Source organism: Mycobacterium sp. SMC-11, assembly GCF_046250095.1.
GTDB lineage: Bacteria > Actinomycetota > Actinomycetes > Mycobacteriales > Mycobacteriaceae > Mycobacterium > Mycobacterium heraklionense_A.
The window spans coordinates 3,634,355-3,659,678 of record NZ_CP176430.1 but is presented as its reverse complement, the minus strand read 5'-3'; the positions used below and the strand labels follow the sequence as shown (position 1 = coordinate 3,659,678).

Sequence of the window (25,324 nt, the reverse complement as noted above, 5' to 3'; positions counted from 1 at the left end):
GAATCGCAGTGGTTACACGTTCGGCGGTGTGTGACCGGCGAATGCGCTGACCCGCTGCACGAACCGGTCGAAGAACGCCGCCGGATCGATGCCCACCCCGATCAGCGCGTTGGGCTGTGCGGCATCCCAGTCGGGGATCGTGCGCCCGCGCGTATCGCCGGGCGCAAGCTCGACCCGCACCGCAGCCGGGCGAGTCGTCACCAGCGTGGGTTCCAGTGCGACCGCCGCGGCCAGCGGATCGTGCAGATACGCCAGGTAGCCGTGGCCGTGCGCCTCGTGCGCCTCGAAATAGAACCGCAGTGCGTCGCCCAGCATCTGGACCACCGGACTGTCCGCCGGCAGCTCGGCCAGGATCTCCGGCGTGATCGCGATGTGCCGGGTCAGATCCAGGCCGCACACGATCGGGAGCCGTTGCGGCGCAACCTTTCCCCATATCGTGAATACCTCGGCGGCCGCCTCGGGATCGAACCCGATGTTGAACTCGGCCCAGCCGGAACGTTCGCCGGAGAACGCACCGCCCATGATCACCAGCCGACGCAGCAGCGTGGGCAGTGCGGGTTCGGCCCGCAGCGCCAAAGCCAGATTGGTCAGCGGGCCGGTGGCCAGACCGATCAGCTGCCCCGGATGGTCCCGCGCGGCGGCGACCCAGGCTGCGGCAGCGTCGGATCCGGTGAGCTGTCCGGTGCCGGGCGGCAACTCGGCGTACCCCAGCCCCTGCGGGCCGTGGATGTTCTCCGCGGTGCGGGCCAGTCCGTCGGCGCCTTTGGACACCGGGACACCGGTCGCCCCGCACAACTCCAATAGGGCCAGGTTGTTGCGGCAGACCTGCTGCACCGCAACGTTTCCGCCGGTAGCGGCGATCCCGACAAGTTCGGCATCCGGGCTGGCCAACAGGTACACCAGCGCGACCGCGTCGTCGACGCCGGTGTCGAAGTCGGCGAAGACGGGCAGCGTCACGAGCGCAGGCTCACCAGTACACGCCCGGAACCAACCGCACCGCCCGCTTGACCGGGCGGGGCGCCCGTACCCGGGGGATCGCCCGCGACGGCCGCTTCGGGCGCCGTCGAGTCGGGTGTGCCGCAACGGGGGCAACGGCTTCGGTGGTTTCTGGGGGCGTCACGCCGCGTGCCGCGGCCGAGTCCGGGTAGCCCAGGTACAGCTGGTGCAGGACCCGTCGGGACAGCTTGGGGGTGAAGTAGTTGCCGGCCGCGCCCAGCGTGCCCGATGGGGTGTCGATCCGGTCCGGCTTCTCGACCAGCCCGCGCACCACCATGGCCGCCGCGTGTTCGGCGCTGATCGCCCCCATCGGAACCAGCTTTCCGGTCGGCGCGATCATCGGAGTGGCTACCAGCGGCATGTGGATGGTGGTGAACGTGATGTGGTCCGACAGGGTTTCGGTCGCCACCACATCGGCGAACGCATCCAGCGCCGCCTTGGTGGGCACGTACGCGCTGTATTTGGGGCTGTGCGCCTGTACCCCCACGCTGGAGACGTTGACGACGTGACCGAACCGCCGTTCCCGCCAGTGCGGCAGCAACGCCAGCACCATCCGCACCGCACCGAAGTAGTTGACCGCCATCGTGCGCTCGTAGTCGTGCAGTCGATCGGTGGAGTTGACTACCGATCGGCGGATCGACCGGCCGGCGTTGTTCACCAGGTAGTCGACGTGCCCGAACCGGCCCAGGATGTCCTTGACGGTGTGCTCCACCGAGGCCGAATCGGTGACGTCACAGGTGAACGCGTGCGCCTGCCCACCACCGGCCCGGATCTCGGCCACCAGATCGTCGAGTGCCGAGCCGTTGCGGGCCAGCGCGAAGACCGTGCCGCCGCGCTCGGCGACGGCGATCGCCGAGGCCCGGCCGATACCGCTGGACGCCCCGGTGATGATGACGTGCCGGCCGACCAGGGGCCCGGCCGGATCGTCGCGGCGGGCGCGGTCGGGATCCAGGTGCTGCGCCCAGTACCGCCACAGCCCCGGCGCGTAGTCGGCGAACTCGGGCAGCCGGACACGGTCACCCAGCGCCGCGCGGGTGGCGTCGGCGACGAACGTCGGCCGCAGGTTCACCAGGTCGAGCACCTCGGCGGGCAGGCCCAGTTGGGTGGCCATCATGTTGCGCCACACCCGGGCCCGCCCGCGGACGTTGAGTACCGGGGCCGCCACGGCGCCGGGCAGCGTGGCGCGGAGCGGCGGGAGCCCGGCCTCTCGGGCGACGGCGCGGTAGATGTCGGGCAGCCCGATGGAGCGCGGCGCGGTGAGGTGGAAGGTGCGCCCGTCATACCCGTCGGCGTGCATCAACTCGATCAGTGCATCGACGACGTAGTCGACCGGTACGACGTTGGTGCGTCCGGTGTCCGGCACCGCCATCGGGGTGAGCCGGGGCAGTGCTGCCAGCTTGGCCAACAGCGGAAAGAAGTAGTACGGCCCGTCGACCTTGTCCATCTCGCCGGTGCGGGAATCGCCCACCACCACCGCCGGCCGGTACACCCGGTAGCGCAGTCCCGGCGTCGAGCGCACTAGCGCCTCGGCCTCGAACTTGGTCTGGTGATACGGGGTCGGTAGTTCCTGGCCGATGTCGAAGTCGTCTTCGGTGAACTCACCGGCGTAGTTGCCGGCCACCGCGATCGATGACACGTGCGACAAGGTGGCGTCGAGCCGCTTCGCCAGCCCGATCACCGCGCGAGTGCCTTCGACGTTGGCGGCCTGTTGTTCGGCCGCGCCGGCGGTGATGTCGTAGACGGCCGCACAGTGCAGCACGTGGTCGATGTCGCCCAGCTCGGTGAGGGCCGAGTCGGTCAACCCCAGATTCTCTTCCGTCAGGTCGCCGACCAGCGGATTCACCCGCTGGCCCCATGCCTGATCGTGCTGAGCGGCCAGGGCCTCAAAGCGGCCCAGCGAGGCGCGGCGCACCAGCACCCATACCTGCGCTTCCGGCCTGGTCTCCAGCAGACGGGCCACCGCCCGCCGTCCAATAAACCCGGTACCGCCGGTAACGACATAACGCATGCGGTCATGGTGGTCGCTCGGGTCGGCTACGTCAATGGTGAGTTGAGTCTCGCCGGGTCATGCCCGGGATATTGATCGCGTAGAAGGCCGGCATCACCACGAAAACCGCCAGCGCGACCATCGGCAACCACGCCACGCCGATCACACCCGCCACCAGATAGGCGACGATCCCGGTCACCGACCGAAACCGTTGGGCGGCGAACACACGCGGGTCCACCTCGTCTGCGACCAGCCGGTCGGGGCATCGGCTGACCTGGTCGAACAGCAGCAGCCAACTCGCGCACATCGCCGCCAGAATGCCGGCGTACAGGGCCACGGCGGTACGCGCGTCGGGGGTGTCAGCCCCGTCGATGAACGCGCGGGAGAGCACCGCGGTCGGAAACGGGATGAGCGCCGTGGTGAACAGCAGGGCGATGTTGGCCAGGTGGACGCCCTTGTTGACCTGTTTGATCGCGGTGAACGCCTGGTGGTGGTTGAGCCAGATCACCGCGACGTAGCCGAACGACGCGAGGTAGCCGAGGTAGGCCGGCCACTGCCGGATCAGGCCCTCCAGCAGCTGCCCGGGGGCGTGCTCGGGTGCTTTGAGATCGAGCACCAGCAGGGTCACCGCGATCGCGAATACACCGTCGCTGAACGCCTCCACGCGTCCGGTGTCGGTCAAGCCGGCCGGAGCGTCGGAGCCCTCAGGCGTGCTCATCGGCGCCAGATCAGAATGCGCGAATCCCGTCCCAGTCCAACAGTTTCCAGCCGGTGGCCGGGTTGCCGGTGATCACCACCTTGCCGAGGTTGGGCAGTGGATGGTCGATCAACAGCTCATCGCGGGGGTTCTTGACATTCATCAGGATCCACGTCGCGATCGACGCCCCATGCGCGAACGCCACCGGGTTGGTGTCGCCGGAGTCGTAGATCTGCTGGACTGCGGCGCCGAACTCGTCGTTGAACTGGTTGCCGTCGATCGAGCCGGGGATGGCCGCGGTCCGGTCACCGTGCAGCCATGCCTGCGGGGCAAGCCAATATGCCGAATTGGCCACATCTCGGGGCTTGTCGCCGAACCAACCGGCGCTGATCTCTCGCAGCCCGGGCAGGATCTGCACCTGACGGCCGAGTTCGCGGGCCAGCGGGGCGGCGGTCTCCTGTGTGCGCACCATCGACGAGGCGTAGACACCGTCGTGGTGGCCGCGGGAGAGCTGATCCGCGATCTCCTGAGCCTGGACGCGGCCTTTCTCGGTCAGTCCCGGACCGGGCACCGACGTGTCGAGGATTCCGGCGGCGTTGGCTTCCGATTCCGCGTGCCGGACCAGCGTCAGGGTGATGTTGCGCGGGTGCGGTGTCCCCGAACAACCGCTGAGCACCAGCACCGCGGCCAGCGCTGCCGCCAACAGTGCGAACAGGGTGCCGGTGCGGTTCCAGATGCGCTTCCCCATGTTCGACAGCCTGCCGTGTGGATGGCGCTGGCGCGACCGGTTCTGCTGAAATGGTGGGGGCCAGTTCGTCCGAGGTGAAGGAGAATCCATGGCACTGGACCCTACGGCCATTGGCGCGACCGCCGACCCGATGCCGTTCGTATGGACCGATCGCGACACCATGCTCTATGCACTCGGGGTCGGCGCCGGAACAGCCGATCTGGCATTCACCACCGAGAACAGCCATGACACCCCGCAGCAGGTGCTGCCCACCTACGCCGTCATCTGCTGCATGGGCTTTGCGGCCGTAGGCAAGATCGGCACGTTCAACCCGGCGATGCTGCTGCACGGCTCTCAAGAGGTGCGACTGTTCGCGCCGCTGCCGCCCGCCGGAAGCCTGCAGGTGGTGGCCGAGGTGGCCGACATTCAGGACAAGGGCGAGGGCAAGAACGCCGTCGTGATGCTGCGGGCGCGCGGCACCGATTCGAAGACTTCCGAGCTGGTCGTCGAGACGCTGACCACCCTGGTCATCCGCAAGGCCGGCGGCTTCGGCGGGGAACCCGGGCAACGGGCGGTCGCGCCGCAGATCCCCGACACCGAACCGGATTCCCGCGTCGCGTATGCGACCCGAGAGGACCAGGCGCTGCTCTATCGGCTCTCCGGCGACCGCAACCCGCTGCACAGCGATCCGTGGTTCGCCACCACCCTGGCCGGTTTCCCCAAGCCGATCCTGCACGGGCTGTGCACCTACGGTTTCGCCGGTCGTGCGCTGGTCGCCGAGCTCGGCGGCGGCGACGCCAGCCGGGTGGGCGCCATCTCGGCACGATTCACCGACCCGGTGTTCCCGGGGGAGACGCTGACCACCTCGATCTGGCGGACCGAGCCGGGCAAGGCGGTGTTCCGCACCGAGGCGGCCGGTCCCGACGGCACCAACCCGCGGGTGGTGCTCGACGACGGCGCGGTGGAATACCAGGACTAACGTCGCGGATCAGCCGGCGGCTAGGCGCTCCGCCAGCCGTGCGGTGAACTCGGCGGCCTGCGCCGGGCTGTCCAGACCGTAGCGTGCGGCGGTCGCGCGGTCGCCGTCGTCGTTGTGCCGTACCACTATTCCGGTGCCCGACAGTTCGGTGACCGCGTCGAACGCGTCCTCGTCGGTGATGTCGTCGCCGAGAAACAGTGGTGTGGCCACCCCGGGCATCCGATCCAGCAGCCAGTGCAGCGTACGGCCCTTGTCCCAGTCGATCTCGGGGCGCAGCTCGATCACCTCACGCCCCGTCGTGACTCGCAGGCCGCGGCGCCGACCGGTCTCGCGCACCGCCGCCAGTACCTCACCGACCCGATCCCGGGCAGCATTGCGGTAGTGCACGGCGACCGCGAAGCGCTTGTGTTCCACCATGATTCCCGGGATCGCACCGAGCTGCTCGTTCAGCGAACCGGCCGCGGCGGCCAGCACCAGCACCGCATCGACGGCGGCGTCGTTCTGGTGGTGAGCGCCGTCCGGTCCGATCAGCTCGAAGCCGTGACTGCCCGCATACCAGATCCCGTCCAGGCCCACCCGGGTTCGCACGTCGGCCAGATCCCGACCGGACAGCACCGCGACCGGGCACTGGGCGGCCAACGCGGCCAACGCCTCCACCGCGCCGGCCACCGGCCGGGCCGCGTCGGGATCGTCGACGATATCGGAGAGCGTCCCGTCGAAATCGAAGAACACCGCGGGGTGATCGAGGTCGCGCAACGCTCCGGCGTTCAAGGCCGTCATCGCATCCGGCAACGCCGACATCGGCCGATCACCGCTACGCACCTGCACCGCGCTCGGATCAGCCACCACCGCGTCACCGCCGTCGCACCCCACGCCGATCACCAGGGCGAATCCGGCACTGCGAGCGGCGATTACCTGCGATTGTGAGTCGGTGAGCACCACACAGCGGCCCGGCCGTGCCGCCAACCCGGCGGCGGCGGCCAGCAGTTCGGCGCTCGAACTGTCGGAGCCGCTGGGGGCCGCCGCAGCTACCCGCACGCCGGCTCGCTGCAGCCGCTCGGTCAGGGCTTCAGTGTCGGCATCGCCGTCGAGCCGCAACAGCACCGCGTCATGCCGGCGCGGGTCGATCGTCACCGACATGCCAACCATGTCCACCACGGTGCCACAGCCGCGCTCCGATTAGCGTGGTAGGGGTCTAGAGTTCCCCGAACACAAGGAGAGCCCCGATGTCGTCCACTCCCGGAATCCTGGTCGGTGTCGACGGATCGCCGTCGTCGGTAGCGGCAGTCGACTGGGCGGCGCGTGACGCCGCGCTGCACAACCTGCCGCTCGTCCTGATCCACGTGCTGGCTTCCCCGGTGGTGATGACGTTCCCCGAGACGCCGATGCCGCCCGGCTACACCGAGTGGCAGCGTGACCAGGGCGAACGTTACCTGCGTGAGGCCGTCGAGATCGCCGAGGCGGCCGGTGCGAAGCAGGTCACCGCCGAGACCGTGGTGGGCTCCACGGTGCCGATGCTGGTGGACATGAGTCGCGAAGCCGCCCGCCTGGTGGTCGGGTCGCGCGGGCACGGGCGGATGCGCCGGCTGTTGCTCGGCTCGGTCAGCTCGTCGCTGGTGCGGCACGCGCACTGCCCGGTCGTGGTCATCCACGAAGACCATTCGCGCCCCGACACCGCGCCGGTGGTTGTCGGTATCGACGGATCCCCGGTGTCGGAGGCCGCAACCGCGCTGGCGTTCGAAGAGGCCTCGTTGCGTGGGGTGGAACTGGTCGCGGTGTATGCCTGGCACGACACCGGACTGATGGACTTCCCCGGCATCGACACCGCGGCGATGGCATCCGAAGGCGAACTGGCCCTGGCCGAACGACTGGCGGGCTGGCGGGAGCGCTACCCCGACGTCACGGTGCGCCGCGTGGTGGTCGATGACCGACCGGCCGACCAACTCGTCGACCAATCCCAGGAGGCCCAGCTGGTGGTGGTGGGCAGCCACGGCCGCGGCGGCTTCACCGGCATGCTGCTCGGCTCGGTCAGCCAGGCAGTGGTGCAGTCAGCCCACACCCCGGTGGTCGTCGTCCGCCCGGAGTCGTAACGGTCAGCGTCAGCCGGCCGACACCGGCTCACTCGCCCGGGCCACGGCCTGCTGCGCCACCGGACTCGGCCGCAACGGCACCCGCTGCGGCCACCAGAACCAGCGGCCCAGCAGCGCGGCGATCGACGGCGTCATGAACGAGCGGATCACCAGGGTGTCGATGAGCAGACCCAGTCCGATGGTGGAGCCCACCTGGCCGATCACGCGCAGGTCGGAGACCAGCATCGACATCATGGTGAACGCGAACACCAGGCCCGCCGAGGTGACCACGGAGCCACTGCCGCCCATCGCGCGGATGATGCCGGTCTTGAGTCCGCCGTGCAGCTCTTCCTTCATCCGGGAGACCAGCAGCAGGTTGTAGTCCGAGCCGACCGCCAACAGGATGATCACCGACATCGCCAGCACCATCCAGTGCAGGTCCAGGCCGATGATGTGCTGCCAGATCAGCACCGAGATACCGAAACTCGTGCCCAGCGAGAGCAGCACCGTGCCGACGATCACCGCCGAGGCCACCACGGCCCGGGTGATCAGCAGCATGATGATGAAGATCAGGCACAGCGAGGCGATACCGGCGATGATCAGGTCGTAGGCCGACCCGTCCTTCATGTCCTTGAACATGGCCGCGGTGCCGCCGAGATAGACCTTGGAGCCCTCCAGCGGGGTGCCCTTGAGCGCCTCGTGCACCGCGTGCTTGATCGGCGCGATGTGGCTGACGCCCTCCGGGGACATCGGGTCGCCCTCGTGGCTGATGATGAACCGCACCGCGTGCCCGTCGGGGGACAGGAACATCTTCATGCCGCGCTTGAAGTCGGGGTTGTCGAACGCCTCGGGCGGCAGGTAGAACGAGTCGTCGTTCTTGGACTCGTCGAACGCCTTGCCCATGGCGTTCTGGCCTTCCATCATCTTCTCCATCTGAAGCTGCAGGCCCTCCATGGTGGACTGCATCTTCAGCTGGGTGGTCCGCATGTTTTCCATCGTCTCGATCATCGGCGGCATGATCTCGAGCATCCGCGGGATCAGCCGGTCGAGGTTGTCGATGTCGGGCAGCACCTTTTCGAAATCCTCGGTCATCTGGTCGAGGCCGTCCATCACGTCGAAGATCGACCGGATCGACCAGCAGATCGGGATGTCGAAGCAGTGCGGCTCCCAGTAGAAGTAGCTGCGCATCGGACGCCACATGTCGTCGAAGTCCGCGATCGAGTCGCGCATCCGCTGGATGTCGTCGAGCATGTGGTGCATCTTGAGGTCCATGCTGTGGGTTGTCTCGGACATCGCGCGGGTGACTTCGAGCATGTCCTTCATGCTCTGAACCGAGACCGCCATGTCGTCGCCCATCTTGAGCATGTTCTTCATGCTGTCGAGCTGGTACTTCATGTTCAGCTGCTGGGTGGTGCCCTGCATGCTGATCGCGAACGGGATCGTGGTGTGTTCGATCGGCGTGCCCAGCGGCCGGGTAATGGTCTGCACCCGCCCGATACCCGGCACCTCGAACACCCGCTTGGCGATCCGGTTGATCACCAGGAAGTCGGCCGGATTGCGCAGGTCGTGGTCGGTCTCGATCATCAGCAGTTCCGGACTCATCCGGGCCTGGGAGAAGTGCCGGTCGGCGGCGGCGTAGCCGATGTTGGCCGGCACGTAGTCCGGCAGGTACTGCCGGTCGTTGTAGTTGGTCTTGTACCCAGGCAGCGTGAGCAGGCCGATCAGGCAGACCGCCGTGGTGGCCACCAGCACCGGCCCCGGCCAGCGCACGATCATCGCGCCGATCCGCCGCCAGGTGCGGATTCGCATCGCCCGCTTGGGCTCCAGCATGCCGAAGCGGCTGGCCACCGCCACGACCGCCGAGCCGAAGGTGAGGGCGGCCAGCACGATGACCAACATGCCGATCGCCAGCGGAACGCCCAGCGACTGGAAGTAGGGCAGTCGGGTGAAGTGCAGACAGAAGGTTGCACCGGCGATGGTCAGACCCGAGCCCAGGATCACGTGCGCGGTGCCGTGATACATGGTGTGGAAGGCCGATTCTTTGTCCTCGCCGAGCGCTCGGGCCTCTTGATAGCGGCCTAGCAGGAAGATCGCGTAGTCCGTCGAGGCGGCGATCGCGAGTGTCACCAGCAGGTTCACCGCGAACGTCGACAGGCCGATGATGTTGTAGTAGGCCAACACGGCCACCACGCCGCGGGCAGCGCTGAGCTCGAAGACCACCATGCCCAGCACCAACAGCACCGTGCCGACGGAGCGGTAGATCGACAGCAGCATCGTGATGATCACCACGAAGGTCAGCGCGGTGATGATCTTCAGGCTTTTGTCGCCGGCGATGTGCTGATCGGCGTTGAGGGCGGCCCCACCGGTGACGTAGGCGTGCACCCCCTCAGGTGCCGGGGTGTCGGCGATGATCTGCTGGACGGCCTCGACCGATTCGTTGGCCAGGGTCTCGCCCATGTTGCCGGCCAGATACACCTGAACGTAGGCGGCCTTGCCGTCCGGGCTCTGCGATCCCGCCGCGGTCAGCGGGTCGCTCCAGAAGTCCTGGATGTGCTCGACGTGGGTGTGGTCGGCCTCCATCTTGGCGACCAGTTGGTCGTAATACTTGTGCGCGTCGTCGCCGAGCGGCTGGTCGCCTTCGAGGACCACCATCGCCGAGCTGTCCGATTTGAACTCGTCGAACACCTTGCCGATGCGCATCATCGCGATCATCGACGGAGCGTCGCGGGGGGCCATCGACACCGCGCGCATCTTCCCGACCTCGTCGAGCTGCGGTACGACGACGTTCACCAGTACGGTGATCGCCAGCCAGGCCAAGATGATGGGCACCGCGAGCCGGCGGATCCACGCTGGGATACCGCCGCGCTTGGGCGGCGGCGTGGCCGGCAGGGTGTCGGTCGGGGTGTCGTCGCTGGTGTGCTTGCTCATGCGGATTTCACAATGCAGAAGGTCTGGGCGCTCACGGGGCCGGTGGCGATTCTTTCTTCTTTGATGACGCCGTCGATGGTGACGCGGCAGCCGATGGTGGCGCCGTCACCTTGGGCGACGATGTTGGGGCTCACCGCCGGGTTGGTGGTCGACAGGGTCAGCGACCACGGCAGGCTGGCGCCGTCGATCCGCTGCGGCGTGGCATCGAGGTCCAGGTAGTTGATGTCGGCGTAGGTGCCGTCGGGGCTGAAGATGTCGTAGACCACGACCTTGGGGTGGAACGGCTTGGTGTCCTCGAACGGGACGGTCCCATTGCCGCTGTCGTCGGCTCCGAAGTAGCCGCGGACTCGCTGCACGGTGAACCCCCCTACCGCGACGACGACGATGATGAGCAGGGGTAACCACGCGCGTCTGAGAGCGCCGAACATGAAAGCAGTGGCCCTTTCGCATCGTGCCGGAACTGACACAGATTAGTGCATCAAAGTTCTTTTTCACACCCTTCCCAGGGTGTTTCGTACATATGTTCGATATCTTAGGGGGTGTGGGCTGGGGTAGCGGGCCGCCGAGCTGGGCGGAAATGGAACGTGTTCTAGATGGTAAGCCTCGTCACACCGATATCGCGGCCGGTGTGTCGACGGATCACGGCCCGTCGTTCCCGCAGGTCGAGCCACTTCGGCCGGCAGGGCGGACCGTGCCCTACGCCGAGTTACATGCGCACTCGGCGTACAGCTTTCTGGACGGGGCCAGCAACCCGCAGGAGCTGGTCGTCGAGGCTGCCCGGCTGGGCCTGCGGGCGATCGCGCTGACCGATCACGACGGTTTGTATGGGGTGGTGCGGTTCGCCGAGGCGGCCGCCGAGCTGGACGCTGCGGGCCTTCAGATTGGCACCGTGTTCGGCGCCGAGTTGTCGCTGGGGAGGGTGGCGCGCACCGATGCCCCGGACCCGCCCGGTCCGCACCTGCTGGTGCTGGCCCGCGGGCCGGAGGGTTATCGGCGGTTGTCGCGGCAGATCGCCGCCGCGCACTTAGCCGGCGAGAAGGGCAGGCCGCGTTTCGATCTGGATGCGCTGACCGAGGCGGCGGGCGGGCACTGGCACATCCTGACCGGCTGCCGTAAGGGCCATGTTCGCCAGGCGCTGGCCACCGGCGGCCCGGATGCGGCCGCCGCCGCGCTGGCCGATCTGGTGGATCGGTTCGGGGCCGCGCGGGTCAGCGTGGAGCTGACCCGGCACGGAGACCCCTACGACGACGAGCGCAACGCCGCACTGGCCGCGCTGGCGCCCCGGTTCGGGGTGGGGCTGGTGGCCACCACCGGCGCGCATTTCGCCCGGCCGGATCGGGGCCGGCTGGCGATGGCGCTGGGTGCGGTGCGGGCCCGCCAGTCGCTGGATTCGGCCGCCGGCCGGCTGGCTCCGCTGGGCGGCTCGCATCTGCGCTCGGGCGCGGAGATGGCTCGGCTGTTCGCGGCGCATCCGGCGGCGGTGCCGGCGGCGGCCGAACTCGGTGAGCGGTGTGCTTTTCCGTTGACGCTGATCGCCCCGCGGCTGCCGCCGTTTGCCGTCCCAGACGGTCACACCGAGGACAGCTGGCTGCGACAGCTGACCCTGGCTGGCGCGCTCGGGCGCTACGGCCCGCCCGACCGCATGCCCGCCGCGTACGCCCAGATCGAACGCGAGCTGGAAGTCATTGCGCAACTGGGCTTTCCCGGATATTTCCTGGTGGTACACGACATCACCCAGTTCTGTCGGCGCAGCGACATCTTGTGCCAGGGCAGGGGATCGGCGGCCAACTCCGCGGTCTGCTACGCCCTCGGGATCACCGCGGTGGACCCGGTGACCAATGGACTGCTGTTCGAGCGCTTTCTGTCGCCGGCCCGCGATGGCCCGCCCGACATCGACATCGACATCGAATCGGATGAGCGCGAAAAGGTGATCCAGTACGTCTACGACAAGTACGGCCGAGACCACGCCGCCCAGGTGGCCAACGTCATCACCTACCGGGGCCGCAGTGCGGTGCGGGACATGGCCCGCGCGCTGGGCTATTCGCCGGGGCAACAGGACGCCTGGAGCAAACAGCTGAGCCGATGGGGCCGGCCCGGCCGGGAGGACGACTCCGATCTTCACGGCATCCCCGAACAGGTGATCGAGCTGGCCGATCAGGTCGCCGACCTGCCCCGGCATCTGGGCATCCACTCCGGCGGCATGGTGATCTGTGACCGCCCGATCGCCGACGTGTGCCCGGTGGAATGGGCCCGGATGCCCGGACGAAGCGTGCTGCAGTGGGACAAAGATGACTGCGCGGCAATCGGTTTGGTGAAATTCGACCTGCTGGGGTTGGGGATGCTGTCGGCATTGCATTACGCGATCGACCTGGTGGCGCAGCATTGCGGCGTCGAAGTGGATCTGGCCGCGATCGATCTGTCCGAGCCGGCGGTGTACGAGATGCTCGCGCGCGCCGACACGGTCGGGGTGTTCCAGGTGGAATCGCGCGCGCAGATGGCCACCCTGCCGCGGCTGCGCCCACGGGAGTTCTACGACTTGGTGGTGGAGGTGGCGCTGATTCGGCCTGGGCCGATCCAGGGCGGATCGGTGCACCCCTATATCCGCCGCCGCAACGGTATCGACCCGGTGACCTACGAGCATCCGTGCATGGCGCGGGCGCTGGAGAAAACCTATGGGGTTCCGCTGTTTCAAGAACAGCTGATGACGCTGGCGGTGGACTGCGCCGGATTCACCGCGGGCGAAGCCGACCAGCTGCGCCGCGCGATGGGGTCCAAACGATCACCGGAGCGGATGCGCCGATTACGCGACCGGTTCTACAGCGGCATGGCCGAGTGTCACGGCATCACCGGCGAGGTGGCGATGCGGATCTACGAGAAGCTGGAAGCCTTTGCCAACTATGGATTTCCGGAGAGTCACGCGATGAGCTTCGCGTCGCTGGTGTTCTACTCGGCCTGGTTCAAGCTGCACTACCCGGCGGCGTTCTGCGCCGCGCTGCTCCGAGCCCAACCGATGGGCTTCTATTCGCCGCAGTCGCTGGTCGCCGACGCTCGCCGGCACGGGGTCGCGGTGCACCGCCCGGACGTCAACGCCAGCCTGGCGCACGCCACGCTGGCCGAAGCCGGCACGCAGGTCCGGCTCGGACTGGGTGCTGTCCGTGGCATCGGTACGGACCTCGCCGAGCGGCTGGTGGCCGACCGTGAGGCTCACGGTCCATTTACTTCAATGCTGGATCTGACTGCGCGGGTGCAGCTTTCAGTTCCCCAGACTGAGGCGTTGGCAACCGCCGGCGCGTTCGCCGATTTCGGGGTGTCACGCCGGGAGGCGCTTTGGACGGCCGGGGCTGCGGCGGGGCAGCGGCCGGACCGGCTGCCCGGGGTGGGGGTTTCGACGCATACCCCGGTGTTGCCCGGGATGAGTGAGATCGAGTTGTCGGCTGCCGACGTATGGGCCACCGGGGTGTCCTGCGACAGCTTCCCGACCCAGTTTCTGCGTGCCGATCTCGATGCGCTCGGGGTGGTTCCGGCGGCGCGGCTGACCGCGGTTCCCGACGGCACCCGGGTGCTGGTGGCCGGGGCGGTGACGCATCGGCAGCGGCCGTCGACCGCGCGCGGAGTCACGTTCGTCAACCTCGAAGACGAGACCGGAATGGTCAACGTGCTGTGTACGCCGGGGGTGTGGAAGCGGCATCGACGGCTGGCGCAGACCGCGACGGCACTGCTGATCCGCGGGCGGGTGCAGAACGCCAGTGGGGCGGTCACCGTGCTGGCCGATCGGCTGGGGTCCCTTGAGTTGACTGTGAGTTCGCGCTCTCGGGATTTCCGGTAGTGCCCGGCGGTCAGCGAGGTTCGACGCAGGAGAGCCGAAGCTGGACCGCCGCAGCAAGCCCGGCGGTCAGCGAGGTTCGACGCAGGAGAGCCGAAGCTGGACCGCCGCAGCAAGCCCGACGGTAACCTCCAGCCATGAACCTCAACTTGTCCGCCGACGAAGTCCTGACCACCACGCGATCGGTCCGCAAACGCCTCGATCTCGACAAGCCGGTTCCCCGCGAGGTGCTGATGGAGTGTCTTGAGATCGCCCTGCAGGCACCCACCGGTTCCAATGCTCAGGGCTGGCAGTGGATGTTCGTCACCGACCCGGTCAAGAAGCAGGCGCTCGCCGACATCTACCGCGCGAACGCCATGCCGTATCTGAACCGGATGCGGCCGGACTACGGCGAGGGCGACGTGCGCAGCGAGCGGATGGAGTTCGTCAGCGGCTCAGCCCGATACCTGGCCGAGAACCTGCAGGACGTGCCGGTGCTGATGATCCCGTGCCTGGAAGGCAAGCCCGAAACCGCGTCGTTGGGGTTCGGCGCATCCTTCTGGGCGTCACTGTTCCCGGCTGCGTGGAGCTACTGCCTGGCGCTGCGCAACCGCGGGCTGGGTTCCTGCTGGACGACGCTGCACCTGCTGGGCGACGGCGAGCAGCAGGCCGCCGAAGTGCTCGGCATCCCGTTCGAAGAGTACAGCCAGGGCGGGCTGTTTCCGATCGCCTACACCAAGGGCACCGACTTCAAGCCGGCCAAACGGCTGCCGGCTGAGCAGGTCGCGCACTTCGACACTTGGTGATCGCAAGCGCTGCGGTCAGCAGTCCATTCCGCCCCACAGCGACTGGGCGCCGGTGTGGCCGATGCGGATGACCAGCCAGGTCGACACAGCCGCGAATATCAGGGTGCCTGCCCCGGTGGCGACAATGCCGATGCGACGGATCGCCGGTGGCAGCGCTCCCACCTCATCGGCAAACAGTGGGGTATGCAGCGCCCACCAGACGATCATGGCGACGGCGAGCAGTGCGGACCACAGGACGAGCTGAGCTCCCAATGCGGCGTGGCGATGGAGGATTTCACCTCCCATCACCCGTTGTTGGAGCCAACTGCCGGCCGTTGTGGTCAGCGGGATCGCCACCAGCGTGCCCACCGCGACGAACGACGCGGCGCCACTGATGCGGCGGCGTGCGGCGGGCCAGAGCACGGCAACCACGGCCAGTAGGGCAGTCGCGGGTACTAAGACCGCTACCAGGTGTGCGAGCAGTGGATGTGCCGGCAGGCCATCAATGGTGTCAAGCATGAAGACTCCCTGTCCGGTTGCGAATCACGCTTTGTCGCAGCACTTTTTGTCCGACTTGTGCATGGGCATGCCCGGCTTCATAGGCTTCTTGTTCGGTCCCATTTCGCCGGGGGGCATCTCGCCGTGCTTCTTCATGTTGGGGCCCATTTCACCGTGCTTCTTCATGTTCGGACCCATCTCACCGGCGGGCATCGGCGAGCCATCGGAATCATGGCCGTGGGGCGCGGGCGAATGCATCGCGTGGGACGCCGCGGTCGGAGTCGTGCCTAAAGTGAGTGCCCCGGAGGACCCTGCCCAGGCTCCGGCGACGAAGACTGCCACCGCGAGGCCGGTGAAGGCCAGGGTGCCGGCGACTCGGCGCTTGTGCTCGCCGAACTTGGTACGGAGTTTGCGGAAGATTGCCATCGTGTGTTCCTTTCGGTGCTGGTGGGATCGCTTCTTCTACAGTCGATCTGACGGTGGGCTTAGGCGTTGCACTGGCAGCCTGAACGGCTTTCAGCGCCGGGACTGTCTTGCAGGGCACCGTGGTCATCCGGGTGCGGTTGCCAGTCGAACGGGAAGTGCTTGCTTGAACCGCCGCGGTATTCGTGGGAGAAGTCGAAACCCTGTGCCTGATCGCGTTTGACCACGCCCCAGGTCGCGACCTGGCCCGGGCCGACCTCCGCGCCCGGCGCGTTGGCGGTGGTGACCCGCCGGTTCGGATCCGACGTCGGGCCGGTGAGCGCCTCGACGCGTACGTCGACCTTGCCCGGTATCTCCGCGCGCCAGTACGCCAGATCATCCGCGGCCTGGAACGTGATCGGTGCGTACTCGATCCTGTCCAACGTGCCGATCAGGCTGCCGAATTCACCCGGCCAACCGCCCTCTTTCCCGGTAAAGATGCGCTCGAGGGCATACCGCTGGTCCATGTCTGCTTTGGCGTCGATGTAGAACATCAATTTCATCGTGGCGTTGGGATCCTCGATCCACATGTTGCCCTCGAACTCACCGAGGGCGATCACGCCCAGGTCGGCGAGTTCGACGTCGCCGTAGTGCCCCTCGTGGATCTGCCAAACCAGGGTGAACAGGCAGTCTCCGTGGGTGGGCTCCTGGGCGAAACTGCACGGGCAGGGCAGCTTGCAACTGCACACGTCAAACCACTCGCCTCGCAAATGCCAATCCACGGCCGTCGGTGTCGTCATGAACTCCTCCTCGGTAGATACCCCTAGGGGGTAGGGGTATGCGCAAGACCGTACATGGTCCCGCCGAGTGGTGACAAGTGCTTCGGCTCGCGGACCGGTTGGCCTGCGCCGCCGGAAGAAGGTCCCGCTCCCTGACGGGGGCTGGAGGTGCTACACCCCGTCGGCGAACCCGTGCTGGCGCCACGCCTCGTAGACCGCGACGGCGGCGGCGTTCGACAGGTTCAATGAGCGCCGCCCGGCCAGCATCGGGATGCGCACTCGCGCGGTGATGTGCGGGTCGGCCAGCGTCGCCTCGTCCAGGCCGGTGGGTTCGGGGCCGAACATCAGCACGTCGCCGGGCTCATAGCTCACGTCGGTGTAGGGGATGTGGGCGCCGGCGGTGAACGCGAACACCCGGGCCTCGCCCAGCGCCTCCCATGCCGCCGGCAGCGACGAGTGCACGCGCACCCAGGCCAGGTCGTGATAATCCAAGCCGGCCCGCCGCAGCTTTGGTTCGGACAGGTCGAAGCCCATGGGCTCCACCAGGTGAAGCTCCGCGCCGGTCGCCGCGACCATCCGAATCGCATTGCCGGTGTTGGGCGGGATGCGGGGCGAATAGAACATCACTTTGAACACAGGCAGCATCCTTGTATGACGGCAGGCCGAGAAGCGAACGGCCTCCGGTCGCCGCGTATCGGGCAGGGTATTCCTGGCGAGGCCAATCGAGACGTTCACGTGTGGGATGCCGGGCCGGTCCGGGGGCTCGAAAATCGTCGACAAACGCAGGTAATGGTCGTCGGGAACTGGATCCGGTTTTCGCTCCGAGACGAATTCCCGGGACGAATCGCGAACCTTGTTCGGGCGCGGTAATCTCGCATTCCGGGCTATGCCGATCACAAAAAGAATAGGGAACCGAAATGCTTGTTGGTAAAGCGGGGGTAGTTGCTCCCATTGCGGCGATGGGACTCTCGGTCGGCGTTTTGACTGCGCCCGCAGCGCACGCCGATGAGCAGACCTTCATTGACGCACTGCGCGAAAACGGTTGGTCGGGTGTGAGTTTCGGAGCGACGGGCCACCCGCTGGCGCCGGGGCTGATCACGCGTCCGGATGTCGCGATCGCGAGCGGTCACGACGTGTGCAACCAGTTGCAGCTCGGGTTGACGCCAGACCAGATGGTCGCAACCACGCTCCCGGCTGCTCAGGATAATTATCGGATTTTCATAACGGCCGCGCAGCAACATTTGTGCTGACTGGCTAGCGCCGTAGTTATGGCGCGTCCTTTCTTCGGGGCAGGCGCTAGGGACCCGTCTTGTCGGGGCTTGGTGCCTGCCCTGTTTATTCGACCGTCGCGCCGGCGTGGAGGCTGCCCGCGTCGTGGCAACTGCACCTGACGCAGGCGTGCCAGCGGCTTATGGGGGTCGAACACGGCGAGTCGGTCTGTTTGCTCGACCGAAGTACGCCAAGACACGCGAAGGTCTCGGAAAGTGTTCTGTTCAGTAAAAATTCTGGTCAGGCCTGCGGTCGACTGGCATACTCGTCGAATTGCTATGCCGTGAAACACACCGCAACCCGCTGTGCGGGTGCGATGTCCCGGAGAGTCCGATGAATGAGGCGCAGACGGTGAATTTCAGCCGAGCGGTCGGCGAATCGGCCGCCGACCGGTGACGCTCTTTGACCACCCGGAAGAGGTGGACCAGGTCTTTGGGGAGTCAGCCGAACCAGCCGAGGGCGGCCACAAGCCGGAATCCGCAGCCGTCAAACGTCCGTCGCGATGGTCGGTGCGCAACTGGCCGGTGCGATGGAAGGTGTTGGCGATCGCGTTGCTGCCGCTGACGCTGGCCGGGCTGTTCGGCGGGCTGCGTATCTCCAATGCGCTCACCGAGGCCAACCGGCTTCGGCTGGTCGCCGACCGCGCCGAGATGATTCCAGCGATCACCAATTACATGTCGGCGTTGGGCGACGCGCTGGTGGCCGCTTCCTCAGACGGCGATGCCGAAGGCGCCCGGAAGAACTTCGAGAACCGCAAGTACGAGCTGCAGTCTCGGCTGTCGCACACCGACGTAGCGATCGATGTGCGGTCCGGGGTGGAGTCGCTGATCGAACGCGGTCAGGGGTTGCTGAGTTCGGTCTCGACCACCGGTGTCGGCCTGCGCGACGAGGTGACCGGCTACGCGCCGATCCTGCTGACCGCCGAGGACGCCATCAACGGGTCGGTCCGGGTGGACAGCGAGCGGATCCGGGCGCAGACCGAGGGCCTGAGCCGTGCCGTCGGCGCGCGGGGCCAGATGATGATGCAGGAACTGCTGGTGAATCGGGGAGGCGAGCTTCCCGATCCGGAGCTGCGCAGCTCGATGATGACCTTGGCCGGTACCGAGCCGTCGACGCTGTTCGGGATGAGCGAGGTGCTCGGGGTGGACTCCCCGGACGCCAAGTCGCTGCAACAGCAGCTGGTGACCCGGATGTCGATCATGTCCGACCCGGAGCAGGTGCTGCCCAACAACCCGGTGCTGCGTGACTCCATCCGTACCACCGACCAGATCGCCGCCCAGCTCATCAGCGAGAACACCGGGGCAGTCACTGCGGCGGTGGAAGACCGGGCCGCGGACCGGCGCGCCGCCGCCCTGCGCGACATCGTGCTGGTGCTGGCCGCGATCACCGCCACGCTGCTGGCGGTGTGGCTGGTGGCGCGCTCGTTGGTGCGCCCGCTGCGGACCCTACGCGACAGCGCCTTGCAGGTCGCCCACGTCGACCTCGAACAGGAGATCGCCCGGTTGCGTGCCGGTGTGCCCGGTTCAGACCGCGACCCCGACCCGCTGCCGGTGTACACCACCGAGGAGGTGGGGCAGGTCGCCCACGCGGTCGACGAGCTGCATGCCCAGGCGCTGCTGCTCGCCGGTGATGAGGCACGGCTTCGGCGCCTGGTCAACGAGATGTTCGAGACGATGTCGCGGCGTAACCGGTCCCTGGTCGATCAGCAGTTGGCGCTCATCGACCGGTTGGAGCGCAATGAGGACGACCCGGATCGACTCGAGAGCCTGTTCCGGCTGGACCACCTGGCCGCCCGGATGCGGCGCAACGGCGCGAACCTGTTGGTGCTGGCCGGTGCGCGGGTGCCGCATGAGCGGGGCAGGCCGGTTCCGCTGGCGACCCTGATCAGTGCGGCCGCCTCAGAGGTGGAGGGCTACGACCGGGTGCAGACCGTGCTGGTGCCCGACACCACCGTGATCGGCGCCGCCGCCGCGGACTGCATACACCTGCTCGCGGAACTGATCGACAATGCGCTGCGCTATTCGGCGCCGACGGAGCCGGTGCGGGTGGTAGCCGGTTTCGAGAACGACGGCGGGGTCGTGGTCGAGGTCGTCGATGTCGGATTGGGGATGACCGACGCTGACCTGCGGATGGCCAACATGCGTCTGGCGGCCGGCGGCGAGTTCAGTCCGGAGAACGCCCGCCACATGGGTCTGTTCGTGATCTCTCGACTGGCCGCTCGCCACGAGATCGAGGTCCGGCTGTTCCCGGCTTCGCAGGGATCTCGTGGCATCACCGCCGAGGTGTATCTGCCGCCGCACCTGCTGACCGCCAGGCCGTTCGAGGAGTCGTCGCCGGTACCCGCGACGCCCGCCCAGCCCTACTTCGCCCCCGCCGAGCAGCCGCAGCCCGCACCGCAGCGGTATGAGCCCGAACCCGAACCATACGAATACGAGCCCGAGCCCTACCAGTCGTATGCGTCCTACGAGGACGCCGAACCTGCCGAACCCGGTCCCGTCGTCTCACTGCTGCCGCGACGTACCCCGGGGTCCAGCGGCATCACCGGCGTGCCCTCTGAACAACCGGCACAACCGGCGCCGCCGCCGACCGCCCCCGAGCGAGTACGCCGCGAGCTGCCGCAACCGTGGTGGGAGGCCGAGGAGCGGGGCGCAGGGCAGCCGGAAGCGCCGGCCCCAGCCCCGCACGGGGTACCCGAGCCGGTGGCCGAGAAGTTTGCTCCCGCTGATACGTCGGGGTATTTCGCGGCGCGTGCCCGGCTCGGCGCCGCTGCCTCTGAGCCTCAACGCGAGCCCGAGCCCGAGCCCGAGCCCGGGCTCGAGAGTGAGACCGACTCGATTTACCAGCGGATGCTCTCGGAGTCGGTGGGCATCGACCCCAACGAGCCCAGCCTGCGCGCCGATCTGGACTGGCAGTCGGTCTGGGACCGCGGTTGGTCGGTAGCCGCGGAAGCGGAGAACGTGCCGGTGGTCGCTCATACCGAACACGGCCTGCCGGTCCGCGAGCCCGGTGCTCGCCTGGTGCCCGGCTCAGCCGCGGCAGAGGCGCCGGCCGAGGAAGACCCTGATGCCGCAGCGCACGATCCGGCTGACGCAGAACGGCCGGTAACATCCAACGGCGTACCGCCCCAACCCTCCCACGAGCCACTGGAACGGGATCCCGCGGCGATCCGCACTTCGATCAGCAGTCACTTCGGGGGAGTGCACGCCGCGCGATCGCAGGCCCGAGAAAACGGCCTACAAGGCGGCTTGGAGAAGGGCCTAGAAAAGGGCCCAGACAATGGCCTCGACACCGACCAGGGACAGAACCAGTAATGACTTTCCCAACCGATCCCACCGCGCAGCGCCGTCCCGCCGAAAGCTCGTTGGACTGGCTGGTCTCCAATTTCGCCCGCGAGGTGCCCGGGGTGTCACATGCGGTGCTGGTGTCGGTCGACGGTCTGACAGTGGCGGCCAGCGAGCACCTGCCTACCGAGCGGGCCGACCAGCTGGCGGCGGTGGCGTCCGGATTGGCCAGCCTGGCGACCGGGGCGTCGCAGTTGTTCGAAGGCGGCCGGGTTCTGCAGTCCGTGGTGGAGATGGAGCACGGCTACCTGCTGCTGATGCGAGTCGGAGACGGCTCGCACCTGGCGACATTGGCGAGCACGTCCGGCGATATCGGCCAGATCGGGTACGAGATGGCGGTTCTGGTGGAACGGGTCGGAGCGGTGGTCCAGTCGGCGCGCCGGTCGGCGCCGTCGCGGGGCAGCCACTCGTGAGGTGCCGGTGAATGGTGATGGACATGCCCGAGCGTTGGTCGCGCCCGCAGGCGCCGCAGGTCTCAGAGGCCCCAGAGGTCCTGGAGCACCTTGAAACTGAGGCCAACTTGGTCCGCCCGTATACGCTGACCGCCGGTCGAACCCACACCGACGTGCCGTTGCCGCTGGAGGCCCCGGTGCAGACCCTGCGGGTAGCCCAGCCCAATCAATGGCCGGCCAGCGATCCGCGTGGGCGGATCGTCGAACTGTGTCAGGGCGCGCCGTCGGTCGCCGAGATCTCTGCCCGGCTGAACCTGCCACTGGGCGTCGCGCGGGTGCTGGTGGGTGATCTGGTCACGTCGGGATACCTTCGAGTGCGTGCCACACTGACTGAGGCATCCACCCGGGACGAACGCCGAGACCTGATAGGAAGGACCCTTCGTGGCCTACGAGCGCTCGGATAGGTCCTGGGATAGGCCAGCTCCGCGAGACTCGGCATCGACGAAGATCGTCATCGCCGGCGGATTCGGGGTCGGCAAGACCACGTTCGTCGGTACGGTCTCGGAGATCATGCCGTTGCGCACCGAAGCGCTGGTCACTGATGCTTCGGCCGGTGTCGACGGTCTAGAGGCCACCCCCGACAAGCGGACCACCACGGTGGCGATGGACTTCGGTCGCATCACGCTGGCCGAGGACTTGGTGCTCTACCTGTTCGGTACGCCGGGCCAGCGGCGGTTCTGGTTCATGTGGGACGACCTGGTGCGCGGTGCGATCGGGGCGATCATCCTGGTCGACTGCCGCCGACTGCAGGACAGCTTCGCCGCTGTGGACTTCTTCGAGCACCGCAATCTGCCTTTCCTGATCGCGGTCAACGAGTTCGACGCCGCGCCGCGTTATCCGGTCGCCGCGGTGCGCAAGGCGCTGGCTCTAGCCGAACACATCCCGGTGATCGCCGTCGACGCCCGCGACCCCCGGTCGGCCCGCGATGCGCTGATCGCGATCAGCGAATACGCGCTGTCCACCCTGGCGCCGCAGACTTGAGCGACACACAAGAGTGGACCGGGCGTGAATTCGCCGGCCACGACTTTCGCGATGCGGACCTGTCGCGGCTGCGCACCGAGCGGGTGGTGTTCGACGAGTGCGACTTCACCGGTGCCGACCTCGGTGAGTCGGTGCACCGCGGATCGGCGTTCCGCAACTGTCGCTTCGAGCGGGCCTCGCTGTGGCATTCCGAGTTCGTCCAGTGCAGCATGCTCGGCTCCCAATTCGTGCAGTGCCGGATGCGGCCGCTGGTGTTCGACGAGGTGGACTTCACCCTGGCCGGGCTCGGCGGCTGTGACCTGCGGGCGGTGGACCTGAGCGGCTGCCGGCTGCGAGAGGCCAACCTGGTGGAGGCAGACCTGCGCAAAGCGGTGCTGCGGGGCGCCGACCTGAGTGGCGCCCGGACTATCGGCACTCGACTGGACGAGGCGGACCTGCGTGGCGCGCGAGTCGACCCCACGTTATGGACCACGGCCTCGCTGACCGGCACGCGGATCGACATCACCCAGGCGCTGACCTATGCGGCCGCCCACGGGCTACGGCTGGACAGCGAATCCGGCAGTTGAGTGGACGCGTCAGAAAAGCGAATTCAGCTCGGAAAAAGCCGAACTCAACAGTCCGGCGATGTTGGACAGTGAGCTGTCCGCGTCCAACTGGGTCAACTGCGGCATGAGGCTCCACTGCAGGGTGCTCAGCAGGCCTGCCTCGGTCGGGAAACCCCCGTTGGCGGTCATGACCGCGGTCGCCAGATCATCGCGGGCGTTGAGGATGCCGGCGGTGATGCTGGTGTTGGGGTCGAACAGCGCATCGTTGAGGATCGAAAACAGTTGTTGGCCACCGGCTTGTAAGTCGGTGAATACCTGAACCCAGTTGCCGGACGCCATGCCGGCCTGCACGGCTTGAAAGGTCTCGGTGAAGTTCTGCCGCAACAGTTCTTGGGTCAGCAGGATCGGCAGGTTGATGTCATGGCCGGCCAGGGGCAAGGCGTTGAAGAACGCCGTGAGGCTGCCAGCCGGGTTCGTCAGGAAGTCCTTGGCGACGGCAAACATGTCGGGGCTGAGCGCCGGTGTCAGCCGCAGCCACATGGGAGTGAACGGATCCTCGCCGAACACAGCGGCGAATTGACTGGCGCCCATGGCATCCCGGAGGTCGTGCATCCATAACTGCTGGGTGACCCATTCAGTGTTGGCAGCTCGCGCGACGTCCATCGCGTAGTCGTAGGTCAGCACGCGTTCGTTCATCATGGCGGCGAACTCGGCCGGGCTCACCGTAGGCGTGTCGGCCGGCAGGTACTGGCTCACATCTGCCACCGGAACCACTTGCGTGGTCACGGCCAGGCCCGTCAGGTCGGTGCCTTCGGGAAGGTTCAGGTACCGCGCGTAGACGGCGCCGCTTTCTAGACCGCCGGTGTCCAGCCAGTTCGCCACACCCGGGTTCTGCGCGCTGACCACGTAGTAGGTGTAGCCGTCCTCGGAGTGAAATGACTGAGTGTTGTTGTAGCTGTTGATTGACAAGGGGTAGGGCAGTGTTTGGCCCCAGGCGGTGTAGAGGTTGATCCCGCCGTACTTGGCGACATCGACGTCGGGCACTTTGACGATCAGCGCCTGGTCCGGTTGGAGGTTGAAGCTTCCTGCCGAGTTGTACTGGGCGGCCGCGGCCCCGATGACGCCCGCGCTCGCATTTGCGAAGGGGCTCATCGTGTTCTCGGGCACAGTGATTCCGCCTTGCTGGGCCAGCGCGAGCATGGTGCCATTGGTCCGGGCCATCCCGTCGAGCACGCTCCGCAAGGCCGATTCGATGGCTTCGGGGGACAGTCCGGTCGCGGTCACACCTGTGGTGGCGGAGGAGCATTCCGCGACACATTCGATGTTGATGGTCGAGGGGCCCAATCCCCAATCGCCCATGGTGGACCTGGCCAGCAGGTAGTTGGCGTCGGCACTGCTGACCCAGTTGACTGAGTCGTCGTCGGGCTTATGCGGAGAGACGTAGATGGTGTAGGTGCCGTCGGGATTGATCTTCAAGCCGGTCTCGAGCTCCAGCGAGTCCACGGTATGACTTCCCGTCGGGCCGATCGAGTTGGTGTTCACGCTGAGTTCTGCAGAGCCGGAGGCGAACTTCCCGCTGATGACGTAGCTGGAATCGGGGTTCAGGCCCTGCGTGATCCGGTAGAAGACATCGGGGTTGTTCAACAGCGCCCATTGCCGCACATTGGCGGCATTTCCGAGTGTCAGGTCCGGTATCTGCGCAAACAGCTGGTCCGGGTTCTGGGCGTGCAGCGCAAGTATCAGTTGTTGCAAAAGCAGGTTCTGCCACAGGCCGGGCAGTAGCTCGATGTTTCCCGGCGTCGCCCACGGCATCGCGCTGTCGGCGGTGACCATGGCCTGCTGACCGGCCAGGATCTGGTCGATGACGGACTGTAATGCCGCATCGGACGACGTCAGTAACACCGGCAGTGCGGTCGCGCCGGCTGTCGTGGGGGCGGCGAGGGTCATGGCCATCACGGTCGTGGCGACTCCGGCCGCGCGCATGGCGGGACGGGCGGTGAGCCCGCGCCGGTGTGTGCGTGCTACCTGGCCGGGCGCCTTCGGGTGTGCCATGGGGAGTCCTCTCTGCAGATTCCTCAGATAGCCAT

Annotated in this window: 22 protein-coding genes; 10 read left to right on the top strand and 12 right to left on the bottom strand. The window is 67.3% G+C overall.

What is annotated here, in order from left to right:
- Window positions 1–12: 12 nt before the first annotated feature.
- Genes ACKY0X_RS17400 through ACKY0X_RS17385 form a run of 4 tightly spaced genes read right to left on the bottom strand, consistent with a single transcriptional unit; the run spans window position 13 to window position 4,428 of the window.
- Window positions 13–957 carry a nucleoside hydrolase gene (locus ACKY0X_RS17400; protein WP_409427054.1) on the bottom strand — a complete coding sequence of 315 codons (945 nt, stop codon included), beginning with the start codon at window positions 955–957 and terminating at the stop codon, window positions 13–15.
- Between the two features lie 10 nt (window positions 958–967).
- Complete coding sequence (locus ACKY0X_RS17395) at window positions 968–3,004, bottom strand: SDR family oxidoreductase (protein WP_409427053.1); 2,037 nt, start codon at window positions 3,002–3,004, stop codon at window positions 968–970.
- A 31-nt stretch (window positions 3,005–3,035) separates the two neighbouring features.
- Window positions 3,036–3,701, bottom strand: coding sequence for a TMEM175 family protein (locus tag ACKY0X_RS17390; RefSeq protein WP_409427052.1), 666 nt, complete (start codon window positions 3,699–3,701; stop codon window positions 3,036–3,038).
- A 10-nt stretch (window positions 3,702–3,711) separates the two neighbouring features.
- Window positions 3,712–4,428 (bottom strand): histidine phosphatase family protein, encoded by a 717-nt coding sequence (locus tag ACKY0X_RS17385; protein ID WP_409427051.1) that lies wholly within the window; start codon window positions 4,426–4,428, stop codon window positions 3,712–3,714.
- An 88-nt stretch (window positions 4,429–4,516) separates the two neighbouring features.
- Between ACKY0X_RS17385 and ACKY0X_RS17380 the strand changes: the two genes are divergently transcribed.
- Window positions 4,517–5,386: a MaoC/PaaZ C-terminal domain-containing protein gene (locus ACKY0X_RS17380; protein ID WP_409427050.1), complete on the top strand. Its 870-nt coding sequence runs from the start codon at window positions 4,517–4,519 to the stop codon at window positions 5,384–5,386.
- A gap of 9 nt (window positions 5,387–5,395) precedes the next feature.
- Here ACKY0X_RS17380 and otsB read toward each other — a convergent pair whose 3' ends face one another.
- Window positions 5,396–6,526: a trehalose-phosphatase gene (gene otsB, locus ACKY0X_RS17375; protein ID WP_409429679.1), complete on the bottom strand. Its 1,131-nt coding sequence runs from the start codon at window positions 6,524–6,526 to the stop codon at window positions 5,396–5,398.
- Between the two features lie 86 nt (window positions 6,527–6,612).
- Here otsB and ACKY0X_RS17370 point away from each other — a divergent pair, with 86 nt between their 5' ends.
- Window positions 6,613–7,476 (top strand): universal stress protein, encoded by an 864-nt coding sequence (locus tag ACKY0X_RS17370; RefSeq protein WP_409427049.1) that lies wholly within the window; start codon window positions 6,613–6,615, stop codon window positions 7,474–7,476.
- Between the two features lie 9 nt (window positions 7,477–7,485).
- Here the strand turns inward: ACKY0X_RS17370 and ACKY0X_RS17365 are convergent, their stop codons facing one another.
- The gene (locus ACKY0X_RS17365; RefSeq protein WP_409427048.1) at window positions 7,486–10,383 is read right to left on the bottom strand and encodes an RND family transporter; all 2,898 of its coding nucleotides are present in this window, start codon (window positions 10,381–10,383) and stop codon (window positions 7,486–7,488) included.
- Window positions 10,380–10,811 (bottom strand): MmpS family protein, encoded by a 432-nt coding sequence (locus ACKY0X_RS17360; RefSeq protein WP_046283431.1) that lies wholly within the window; start codon window positions 10,809–10,811, stop codon window positions 10,380–10,382. Before ACKY0X_RS17360 ends, ACKY0X_RS17365 begins: the two co-directional genes overlap by 4 nt.
- Window positions 10,812–10,924: 113 nt before the next feature.
- On the opposite strand from ACKY0X_RS17360, the gene ACKY0X_RS17355 reads away from it, so the two are divergent.
- Both ACKY0X_RS17355 and ACKY0X_RS17350 read left to right on the top strand, forming a co-directional pair.
- Complete coding sequence (locus ACKY0X_RS17355; RefSeq protein ID WP_409429678.1) at window positions 10,925–14,209, top strand: error-prone DNA polymerase; 3,285 nt, start codon at window positions 10,925–10,927, stop codon at window positions 14,207–14,209.
- A gap of 134 nt (window positions 14,210–14,343) precedes the next feature.
- Window positions 14,344–14,991, top strand: coding sequence for a nitroreductase family protein (locus tag ACKY0X_RS17350; RefSeq protein ID WP_409427047.1), 648 nt, complete (start codon window positions 14,344–14,346; stop codon window positions 14,989–14,991).
- A gap of 15 nt (window positions 14,992–15,006) precedes the next feature.
- Here the strand turns inward: ACKY0X_RS17350 and ACKY0X_RS17345 are convergent, their stop codons facing one another.
- The 4 genes from ACKY0X_RS17345 to ACKY0X_RS17330 form a co-directional block, all read right to left on the bottom strand.
- Window positions 15,007–15,489: a hypothetical protein gene (locus tag ACKY0X_RS17345; protein WP_409427046.1), complete on the bottom strand. Its 483-nt coding sequence runs from the start codon at window positions 15,487–15,489 to the stop codon at window positions 15,007–15,009.
- A 24-nt stretch (window positions 15,490–15,513) separates the two neighbouring features.
- On the bottom strand, window positions 15,514–15,894 hold the full coding sequence (locus tag ACKY0X_RS17340; protein ID WP_409427045.1) for a hypothetical protein: 381 nt from the start codon (window positions 15,892–15,894) through the stop codon (window positions 15,514–15,516).
- A gap of 59 nt (window positions 15,895–15,953) precedes the next feature.
- Window positions 15,954–16,670, bottom strand: a complete 717-nt coding sequence (locus tag ACKY0X_RS17335; RefSeq protein ID WP_409427044.1) for a DUF1326 domain-containing protein — start codon at window positions 16,668–16,670, stop codon at window positions 15,954–15,956.
- A 150-nt stretch (window positions 16,671–16,820) separates the two neighbouring features.
- Window positions 16,821–17,273 carry a tRNA (cytidine(34)-2'-O)-methyltransferase gene (locus ACKY0X_RS17330; RefSeq protein WP_409429677.1) on the bottom strand — a complete coding sequence of 151 codons (453 nt, stop codon included), beginning with the start codon at window positions 17,271–17,273 and terminating at the stop codon, window positions 16,821–16,823.
- Window positions 17,274–17,566: 293 nt separating this feature from the next.
- On the opposite strand from ACKY0X_RS17330, the gene ACKY0X_RS17325 reads away from it, so the two are divergent.
- The 6 genes from ACKY0X_RS17325 (at window position 17,567) to ACKY0X_RS17300 (ending at window position 23,258) form a co-directional block, all read left to right on the top strand.
- Complete coding sequence (locus tag ACKY0X_RS17325; RefSeq protein ID WP_409427043.1) at window positions 17,567–17,899, top strand: DUF732 domain-containing protein; 333 nt, start codon at window positions 17,567–17,569, stop codon at window positions 17,897–17,899.
- Window positions 17,900–18,310: 411 nt separating this feature from the next.
- Window positions 18,311–21,229, top strand: coding sequence for an ATP-binding protein (locus tag ACKY0X_RS17320; protein WP_409427042.1), 2,919 nt, complete (start codon window positions 18,311–18,313; stop codon window positions 21,227–21,229).
- Entirely contained in the window at window positions 21,229–21,672 is a 444-nt protein-coding gene (locus ACKY0X_RS17315; protein ID WP_409427041.1) for a roadblock/LC7 domain-containing protein, read from the top strand. The genes ACKY0X_RS17320 and ACKY0X_RS17315 overlap by 1 nt, the downstream gene beginning before the upstream one ends.
- 17 nt (window positions 21,673–21,689) lie before the next feature.
- Window positions 21,690–22,115, top strand: coding sequence for a DUF742 domain-containing protein (locus ACKY0X_RS17310; RefSeq protein WP_409429676.1), 426 nt, complete (start codon window positions 21,690–21,692; stop codon window positions 22,113–22,115).
- Window positions 22,093–22,692, top strand: coding sequence for a GTP-binding protein (locus ACKY0X_RS17305; protein ID WP_409427040.1), 600 nt, complete (start codon window positions 22,093–22,095; stop codon window positions 22,690–22,692). The genes ACKY0X_RS17310 and ACKY0X_RS17305 overlap by 23 nt, the downstream gene beginning before the upstream one ends.
- Window positions 22,689–23,258, top strand: coding sequence for a pentapeptide repeat-containing protein (locus ACKY0X_RS17300; RefSeq protein WP_409427039.1), 570 nt, complete (start codon window positions 22,689–22,691; stop codon window positions 23,256–23,258). The genes ACKY0X_RS17305 and ACKY0X_RS17300 overlap by 4 nt, the downstream gene beginning before the upstream one ends.
- A gap of 9 nt (window positions 23,259–23,267) precedes the next feature.
- Here ACKY0X_RS17300 and ACKY0X_RS17295 read toward each other — a convergent pair whose 3' ends face one another.
- Window positions 23,268–25,289, bottom strand: a complete 2,022-nt coding sequence (locus tag ACKY0X_RS17295) for a DUF1214 domain-containing protein (RefSeq protein ID WP_409427038.1) — start codon at window positions 25,287–25,289, stop codon at window positions 23,268–23,270.
- Between the last annotated feature and the right edge of the window lie 35 nt (window positions 25,290–25,324).